This window comes from Enterobacter sp. CFEC122 (genome assembly GCF_052983755.1).
The window spans coordinates 35,636-44,197 of the sequence record NZ_JBRIQR010000038.1 but is presented as its reverse complement, the minus strand read 5'-3'; the positions used below and the strand labels follow the sequence as shown (position 1 = coordinate 44,197).

Annotated in this window: 6 protein-coding genes; 3 read left to right on the top strand and 3 right to left on the bottom strand. The window is 62.8% G+C overall.

Features of this window, described 5'->3' with window-relative positions; translation table 11 throughout:
• Positions 1-59 precede the first annotated feature (59 nt).
• The 3 genes from ACVCAM_RS21150 to lsrR all read right to left on the bottom strand — a co-directional run bounded on the left by ACVCAM_RS21150 (position 60) and on the right by lsrR (position 4,852).
• Positions 60-2,081 (bottom strand): oxidoreductase, encoded by a 2,022-nt coding sequence (locus ACVCAM_RS21150; RefSeq protein WP_407223701.1) that lies wholly within the window; start codon positions 2,079-2,081, stop codon positions 60-62.
• A 185-nt stretch (positions 2,082-2,266) separates the two neighbouring features.
• Complete coding sequence (gene lsrK / locus ACVCAM_RS21145) at positions 2,267-3,847, bottom strand: autoinducer-2 kinase (RefSeq protein ID WP_059361024.1); 1,581 nt, start codon at positions 3,845-3,847, stop codon at positions 2,267-2,269.
• 33 nt (positions 3,848-3,880) lie between these two features.
• Positions 3,881-4,852: a transcriptional regulator LsrR gene (gene lsrR, locus ACVCAM_RS21140; protein ID WP_008503156.1), complete on the bottom strand. Its 972-nt coding sequence runs from the start codon at positions 4,850-4,852 to the stop codon at positions 3,881-3,883.
• Between the two features lie 215 nt (positions 4,853-5,067).
• Between lsrR and lsrA the strand changes: the two genes are divergently transcribed.
• The 3 genes from lsrA to lsrD are packed head-to-tail and all read left to right on the top strand — an operon-like array spanning position 5,068 to position 8,561.
• Positions 5,068-6,555 carry an autoinducer 2 ABC transporter ATP-binding protein LsrA gene (lsrA, locus tag ACVCAM_RS21135; RefSeq protein ID WP_407223819.1) on the top strand — a complete coding sequence of 496 codons (1,488 nt, stop codon included), beginning with the start codon at positions 5,068-5,070 and terminating at the stop codon, positions 6,553-6,555.
• Positions 6,552-7,583, top strand: a complete 1,032-nt coding sequence (lsrC, locus tag ACVCAM_RS21130; RefSeq protein WP_407223700.1) for an autoinducer 2 ABC transporter permease LsrC — start codon at positions 6,552-6,554, stop codon at positions 7,581-7,583. Before lsrA ends, lsrC begins: the two co-directional genes overlap by 4 nt.
• Positions 7,584-8,561 (top strand): autoinducer 2 ABC transporter permease LsrD, encoded by a 978-nt coding sequence (lsrD, locus tag ACVCAM_RS21125; RefSeq protein ID WP_407223699.1) that lies wholly within the window; start codon positions 7,584-7,586, stop codon positions 8,559-8,561. It begins immediately after the preceding gene.
• Position 8,562 lies beyond the last annotated feature (1 nt).

Below are 8,562 nucleotides of genomic sequence, written 5' to 3'. Positions count from 1 at the left end.
TCCCGGTCTGATCTGTCACCTATGTATCCGGTCATACAGAAGCGCCGCCCGGCAATGCCCTAGATCACCAGAGCTAACTTCGTCCCCTGCGCAATCGCGCGCCGCGCATCCAGCTCCATCGCCACGTCGCACCCGCCGATCAGATGCACCGTTTTACCGGCCTCGCGCAGCGGATCCGCCAGATCCCGCTTCGGCTCCTGCCCGGCACACAAAATCACATGATCCACGCGCAGCAGCTGCGGCTCGCCGCCGATCGTGACGTGCAGCCCGTCGTCGTCGATCTTCTGGTAGCTCACCGCCGGGATCATCTTCACCCCGCGCGAGAGCAGGGTGGCGCGGTGGATCCAGCCGGTGGTTTTCCCCAGCCCTTCGCCCGGTTTGCTGGCTTTACGCTGCAGCATTACGATCTGGCGCGGGCTTTTCGGCAGCTGTGGCCCTTCGGGTCGCAGGCCGCCGGACTGGCTGAGGCTGGTGTCGATACCCCATTCCAAGCAGAATTCGGCAATGTTCTGGCTGGTGGCTTCGCCCGGCTGGCTTAAATACATCGCGGTGTCAAAACCGATCCCGCCGCAGCCGATAATCGCCACCTTCTCGCCAACCGGCGCTTTGTCACGTAGCACGTCGAGATAGCTCAGCACTTTTGGATGATCGATACCCTCGATCGCAGGCGTGCGCGGTACGATCCCGCTCGCCAGGATCACCTCATCAAAATCAGACAGATCCGCCGCGTGGACAAACTGGTTAAGCCGCAGCTCGACGCCCGTCAGCTCGATCATCCGGCGGTAGTAGCGCAGCGTTTCGTAGAACTCCTCTTTGCCGGGGATCTGTTTGGCGATATTAAACTGCCCGCCAATCTCTCCCAACGCATCAAACAGCGTCACGCCGTGCCCGCGCGAGGCGGCATTGACCGCAAACGCCAGGCCTGCCGGGCCAGCACCCACGACGGCCAGGCGTTTTTTATTGACCGCCGGAACGATCGGCATTTTGGTTTCATGGCAGGCGCGCGGGTTGACGAGGCAGGAGGTGACCTTTCCGACGAAGATCTGATCCAGACAGGCCTGATTACAGCCGATGCAGGTATTGATCTCATCCGCACGGCCGCTTTGCGCTTTGGACAGCAGTTCAGCATCGGCCAGGAACGGGCGCGCCATCGAGACCATGTCGGCATCGCCGCGCGAAATCACATCGTCCGCCACCTGCGGATCGTTAATGCGGTTGGTGGTGACCAGCGGAACGGACACTTTGCCTTTCAGCCTGCGCGTTACCCAGCTGAACGCCGCGCGCGGCACCGGCGTGGCGATGGTCGGGATGCGCGCCTCGTGCCAGCCAATCCCGGTATTGATAATCGTGGCGCCCGCGGCTTCTATCGCCTGCGCCAGCTGCACGGTTTCGTCAAACGTGCCGCCGCCCTCCACCAGATCGAGCATCGACAGGCGGAAGATGATAATAAAATCCGCGCCCGCGCGTTCACGTACCGCGCGCACCACCTCCACGGCAAAGCGCATGCGGCGGGCATAGTCGCCGCCCCATTCGTCGTCGCGGTGGTTAGTGCGGGCGGCGAGGAACTCGTTGATCAGATAGCCTTCAGACCCCATCACCTCGACGCCGTCATAGCCCGCTTCACGCGCCAGCGCGGCGCAGCGGGCGAAGTCGTCAATCAGCGCCAGGATCTTGTCGTGGCTCAGAGCATGCGGAGTGAAGCGGTTAATCGGCGCCTGAATGGCCGATGGCGCAACCAGATTCGGCTGGTAGCTGTAGCGTCCGGTGTGCAGAATTTGCAGGGCAATTTTACCTCCCTCGTTGTGTACCGCGTCGGTCACAATGCGGTGATGCGGCAGCTGTGCTGCATCGTTCAGGACCGCACCGCCCTCCATGCCGACGCCGGAAGGGGAAGGGGCCACGCCGCCGGTGACTATCAGCGCCACCCCATGGCGCGCGCGTTCGGCATAGAAGGCTGCCAGACGTTCGGCCCCGTCCGGATGCTCCTCGAGCCCGGTGTGCATCGAGCCCATCAACACGCGGTTTTTGAGTGTGGTGAACCCCAGATCGAGAGGGGCGAATAACGACGGGTAGCGGCTCATAGTCTCTTCCAGTGTAAAATTATTGTTATGTGGTCGGATGAGTTACTAATTTAGCCAGCGGCAGCGGAAAGGTAAAAGCGGGATCGAATGATTGTGATAGATCTCAAAGAACTTCCCCGGTGGCGCTGCGCTTACCGGGTCTACAAAACCCCAGGACAGATAAGCGTAGCGCCATCCGGCGTTATTTACGGCGCTGCTGCCCGCACCAGCCCCGGCGCCTGCCACATCGACGTGGTCAACCCGCTGTCCACCAGCCCGAGCTGGTCCGCGTATACCGCCTGCCATTTCTGCATCATGCCGTCGTACAGCTCGCGGTGCGCCGGGTTTGGCGTGAACTCGTGGCTCCATTTCACCAGCCGCTCGCCCGTCGAGGCCATATCGGCAAACAGCCCCGCGCCCGTACCCGCGGCAATCGCGCAGCCCAGCGCCGTGGCTTCTTTCACTTCCGGCACGCGCACCGGCAGGCCCGTGACGTCGCTTAAGATCTGGCTCCACAGGGCACCTTTTGACCCGCCGCCCGCAAACACCAGGCTCTCAAACGTCACGCCGGAAAAGCGTGAAATCTGCGCCAGGTTGCAGGCCGAAACAATCGCCGCGTTCTCTTCCAGGGCGCGGAACAGCGTCGCTTTATTGCATTTTTCCGGGTCAATGGAGAGGTTAATAAACGACGGCGCGGCGTGGTACCACTGCTTGAAATGCATCGCGTCGGAGAAGATCGGCATTACCCCGTGGGAGCCCGCCGGCACCCGGCTGGCCATCTCTTCCAGCAGGGAATAGGTGTCCATCCCCATCCGCTCGGCAATCAGCTTTTCCTCCGCGCAGAAGGCGTCGCGGAACCAACGCATGGTCAGCCCGGTAAAGAAGCTGATCGACTCCGCCTGCACCATGCCGGGGATGACGTGCGGGTTCACGCGGATGTTCATTTCAGGATCGGTGCGTACCTGCGGCAGGTTGACCACCTGCTGCCAGAAGGTGCCGCCCAGCACCGCAGTCTGCCCGGCGCGTACCACGCCCAGCCCCAGACAGCCCAGCTGCACGTCACCGCCGCCCATCACCACCGGGGTCCCTTCGCGCAGTCCGCTCTGCTGCGCGGCTTCATGGGTGATGGCCCCCAGCACGGTGCCGGTCTCTTTCACCGGCGAGAGGATATCGGCCCGCAGCCCGGCCATGTCCAGCAGCGCCGGACGCCAGTCGCGGGAGAAGAGATCCAGCATGCCGGTGGTACCCGCGTTGGAGGGGTCAACGGCCAGTTCGCCGGAGAGTTTCGCCGCCAGCCAGTCGCTGATCATGGTGATGGTTGCGGCCTTGCGGTAGATGTCCGGACGATGGTGCGCCAGCCACAGCAGGCGCGGCATCGCGCTCAGCGCCAGCGTTTGCCCTGAGACGTCATACACTTCGGATTCAAAACGGTCATCGTGGATCTCTTTGAGTTCGGCCACCTCGCGGCTGGCGCGGGCGTCGACGTTGGCGCAGGCCCAGATGGCCTCGCCGCTGCGGTCGTACAGCACGATCCCTTCGCGCATCGAACAGCAGGCGACGGACTGAATATCTGCCGCGCTCAGGCGCGCACGCTCCAGCGCCTGATGAATGCACCGGCAGGCCAGCTGCCAGTTGGTGTCGAGGTCGAACTCCATCGAGCCCGGCACGTTCTCCACGCTCAGGTGCTTCCACTCGGCCTGGCCGACGGCAATCTGGTTGCCCTGCAAATCGAAAATCACGGCGCGAACGCTGCCGGTCCCTGCATCTAACGCTAAAAGGTAACTCATGAGCTTGCCTCGCTGTTAGCGCAGGGCGGGCTCTTATTTGGCCAGAGCCAGCACCGCGCGGGCTGTCGTCTCTTCCGTCACCAGGCCATTGATACGGCGACCCTTCAGTGCGGCATAAATCGCATCGGCTTTCTCTTCCCCGCCGGCCACGCCAACGATGGTGGGCAGCTGCGCCAGCTCATCAAGCGAGACGCCGAGTAATTCTTTGTGGATCTCCAGCTCCTCAACGCACTCCCCTTCGGCATTGAGGAAATAGCCGAGAATGTCGCCGACCGCGCCTTTGCGGGCGTACATCAGCTGCTCGCCTTCGCTGATGTAGCCGGAGCGCAGGATCGTGGCGTCACGGCGCTGGTTTACTGAACCAATACCAACTACCGCCACGTCGGCTGCGGTGGCGGCGAGGATCACGTCCCGCACGCTGGTCTCGCGTTTTAAGATCCCGGCCACTTCGGCGGAAGACACGCGAAGCGGGGCGGGGATCATGCTGACGCTGCAGGCCGCGTCCAGCTGGCCGATACCGGTCATGTACGGCCCGACGCCGCCGGAGAGCGTCACGAGACGGATCTGCTGCGAGCTGATAAAGCCGCTCAGGTGCTGCAGGCTGCTCATGGTGGTTTCACCGAACCCCACCGCCAGCAGCTGGCCGGGTTCCAGCACGCCCATCAGCGACTGCGCCGCGCCAATGCCTAACCGCACGTTCATCGGCGGCGTATTTAGGGCAGGCATCACGCGCACCAGCTTCAGGCCAAAGCGCTGCTGTAGCTCGGTTTCCAGCGACAGGCAGCCCTCGTAGCGGGAGTTAATCTGCACGCGGATCACCCCAGACTGGCGGCCCTTCTCCAGCAGGCGGGAGATTTTTAATCGCGGCAGCCCGAGGCGTTCGCCGATATCGTTCTGGGTCAGCCCGTCGTGGTAGTAGCACCAGGCTACGCGCGCCACCAGCTCCTCTTCCGCCAGCGCCAGTCCGGCAAACCGTCCTTCTTCCGCAGTGCGTTTATCGCTCATAGTTGAACTCTTATAAAAATTTAGATCATATGTTCGTGATGACGCGGAGGGAAAGTGTGAGCCACGCGACAAAACGGATCATTTCGATCGTTTCTGGTTTATCTGAATCTCAATCGATAAAACTGTGATCCCTGCACGGTTGTAAATATAGTTCACCGTCTACGCTTTTGAACATTATTAAATCTAAAAATCATTTGTTCAATGGCGGAGCGATGATGACCCCACTTCTCGACGCGCGAAGTATCAGCAAGCAGTTCTCAGGCGTGCCGGTTCTAAAAGGCATTGATTTCACGCTGCTTGCGGGCCAGGTGCACGCGCTGATGGGCGGGAACGGCGCGGGAAAATCGACGCTGATGAAGATCATCGCCGGGGTCGAGACGCCGGATGAGGGTGAACTTTCCGTCGAGGGGCAGTCATATGCGCGGCTGACGCCCGTGCAGGCGCACAGGCTCGGCATTTACCTCGTGCCGCAGGAGCCGCTGCTGTTCCCCAACCTGACGGTGCGGGAAAACATCCTGTTCCGCCTGCCGCGCGAGCGCGGCCTGGAAAAGCGGCTGGCGGAGAAACTTGAGCAGCTGCAGTGCCGGCTGAACCTCGACGCCGCCGCCAGCACCCTGGAAGTGGCGGATCAGCAGATGGTGGAGATCCTGCGCGGATTAATGCGCAACGCCAGGATCCTGATCCTCGACGAGCCCACGGCCTCCCTCACGCCGGGCGAAACCGAACGGCTGTTTCGTCAGATCCGCGCCCTGCAGGCGCTCGGCGTCGGGATCGTGTTTATCTCGCATAAGCTGCCGGAAATTCGCATGCTGTCGAGCCACGTCTCGGTGATGCGCGACGGCGCGGTGGTGCTCAGCGGTGAAACCGCGCAGTTTGACGATAGCGCCCTGATCGCCGCCATGACGCCGGTAAGCCGCGAGAAATCCCTCAGCGATACGCAAAAGCTGTGGCTGGCGCTGCCGGGCAACCGTCGCACCCAGCCGCAGGACTTTCCGGTGCTCCGGGTGGAGGATCTTACCGGGGAAGGGTTTATCGATCTGAGCCTTGAGATCTACGCCGGGGAGATCGTCGGCCTGGCCGGGTTGGTAGGCTCCGGGCGCACCGAGTTTGCCGAAACGCTCTATGGCCTGCGGCCTGTGCGCGGGGGGCGCGTCTGGCTGGAGAACCAGGACATCACCGCCGCACCGGTAAGTTCACGTCTGGACAAAGGCCTGGTCTACCTGCCGGAAGACAGGCAGGTGTCCGGCCTGTTCCTCGACGCGCCGATCCGCTGGAACACCGTGGCGCTGAACGAGCCGTCGCTCTGGCAGCAGCGGAAAAGAGAGTCCGCGGTGGTGGAGCGCTATCACCGGGCGCTGGGGATCAAGCTCAACCATGCGGATCAAACCGTGCGCACGCTTTCCGGTGGCAACCAGCAGAAGGTGCTGCTGGCACGCTGTCTGGAAGCCAACCCGTTATTGCTGATCGTCGATGAACCGACGCGCGGCGTGGACGTCTCGGCGCGCGCCGATATCTACCAGCTTATCAAAAGCGTGGCGGCGCAGAACGTGGCGGTGCTGATGATCTCAAGCGATCTCGATGAGTTTCCCGGCCTTGCCGATCGTGTGCTGGTGATGCATCAGGGCGTACTCAGCGGCGAGCTGCCGCGCCATGCCGTCAGCCTCGATCGCATGATGGCGCTGGCGTTTGGAGGGCAAGCATGAAGACCTTACTGAAAAACCGCGAGCTGAGCGCGTTTCTCGCCATTCTGGCGCTGTTCGCCGTGCTGGTGGCGCTCAATCCGTCGTACCTGAGTTTGCAGACGCTGGGGATGATCTTCGCCAGCTCGCAGATCCTGATCCTGCTGGCGATCGGCGCGGCGCTGGTGATGCTGACCCGCAATATCGACGTCTCCGTGGGGTCAACCGTCGGGCTGTCCGCCATCGCCGTCGGCGTGGCGCTGAACAGTGGCTACAGCCTGCCCGTTTCCATTCTCTTCGCGCTGTCAGTTGGCGCGCTGGCGGGGGCATTCAACGGTTTTCTGGTGGTGGGATTACGCATCCCGGCGATTGTCGCCACCCTCGGCACGCTGGGGCTGTACCGTGGAGCGATGCTGCTCTGGACGGGCGGAAAGTGGATTGAAGGGCTGCCGCCGGGGTTGAAATCCCTCTCTGAGCCTGCGGCCATCGGCGTGTCGCCCCTTGGCATGGTGGTGTTGATTATCGTGGTCACCGGCGCGTGGACGCTGTCGCGCACCGCGTTCGGGCGTGATTTCTACGCGGTGGGGGATAACCTCGCCGCCGCGCGCCAGCTGGGCGTGGCGGTGAATCGCACCCGCATGATCGCCTTTACCCTGAACGGCCTGCTGGCGGCCTGCGCCGGGATCGTCTTTGCCGCGCAGATAGGCTTCGTGCCCAACCAGACCGGCAGCGGGCTGGAGATGAAAGCCATTGCCGCCTGCGTACTGGGGGGCATTTCACTGTTGGGCGGCACCGGCACGCTGGTCGGTGCTTTCCTCGGCGCGTTCTTCCTCACCCAAATCGATACCGTGCTGGTGCTGTTCAGGCTTCCGGCCTGGTGGAACGACTTTATCGCCGGGCTGGTGCTGCTGGGCGTGCTGGTGCTCGACGGGCGTCTGCGTCAGGCGCTGGCGCGGCATCAGCGGGCGCTGAAGTACGGTCGTTTCCAGCCGGGCAACAGAGGGGGAAAGCACGTCACCCACTTTCCCAAACGTAAAAAAGAGGTGGCGTAAATGAGGCTTAACTGGGAAAGCGCGCTGCTCATTTTACTGGTGCTGGAGATCCTGCTCTTTGGCGCCATCAACCCGCGCATGCTCGATATCAACATGCTGCTGTTCAGCACCAGCGACTTCATCTGCATCGGTATCGTGGCGCTGCCGCTGACGCTGGTGATCGTCAGCGGCGGGATCGACATCTCCCTCGGCTCGACCATCGGCCTGTGCGCCATTGCGCTGGGGGTGATGATGCAGGCCGGGTGGCCGATGGCGGTCGCTGTTCCGCTTACGCTGCTGCTGGGTCTGCTGTGCGGGCTGGTGAATGCGGCGCTGATCCACTACACCGGCATCAGCCCGCTGGTGATCACCCTCGGCACGCTCTACCTCTACGGCGGCGGCGCGCTGCTGCTCTCCGGCATGGCGGGCGCGACGGGCTACGAGGGCATCGGCGGCTTCCCGGACAGCTTCACGGCGTTCGCTAACCTCACGGTGTTGGGTCTGCCGATCCCATTGGTCTTGTTCGCGGTAATCACCGTCTTCTTCTGGCTCATTACCCACCGCGGGAGCTTTGGCCGTCATCTGTTCCTGATTGGGCAGAACCCGCGCGCGGCGCGCTATGCGGCGCTGCCGGTGAACGGCATGCCCTACGTGCTGTACGGCCTGGTGGGCGTGGCCTCGGCGATTGCCGCGCTGGTGATGGTCTCCTATTTCGGCTCCGCGCGTTCGGATCTGGGGCGCGATCTTTTAATGCCTGCGCTCACCGCCGCCGTGCTCGGCGGAGCCAATATCTACGGCGGGTCAGGTTCGGTTGTCGGTACGGCGCTGGCGGCGCTGCTGGTGGGGTACCTGCAACAGGGTTTACAGATGGTCGGCATCCCCAACCAGGTGTCGAGCGCGCTGTCGGGGGCGCTGCTGGTTGTGGTGGTGATGGGGCGTTCGCTGAGTCTGCACCGCGAATGGGTGCGATCTCTCTTTAGAAAACTATCCGGAGCGTAAG

Bases quoted from the DNA above. Each gene is read 5' to 3' on its own strand.
- ACVCAM_RS21150 (WP_407223701.1), bottom strand. From the start codon at position 2,081: ATGAGCCGCTACCCGTCGTTATTCGCCCCTCTCGATCTGGGGTTCACC.
- lsrK (WP_059361024.1), bottom strand. From the start codon at position 3,847: ATGAGTTACCTTTTAGCGTTAGATGCAGGGACCGGCAGCGTTCGCGCC.
- lsrR (WP_008503156.1), bottom strand. From the start codon at position 4,852: ATGAGCGATAAACGCACTGCGGAAGAAGGACGGTTTGCCGGACTGGCG.
- lsrA (WP_407223819.1), top strand. From the start codon at position 5,068: ATGACCCCACTTCTCGACGCGCGAAGTATCAGCAAGCAGTTCTCAGGC.
- lsrC (WP_407223700.1), top strand. From the start codon at position 6,552: ATGAAGACCTTACTGAAAAACCGCGAGCTGAGCGCGTTTCTCGCCATT.
- lsrD (WP_407223699.1), top strand. From the start codon at position 7,584: ATGAGGCTTAACTGGGAAAGCGCGCTGCTCATTTTACTGGTGCTGGAG.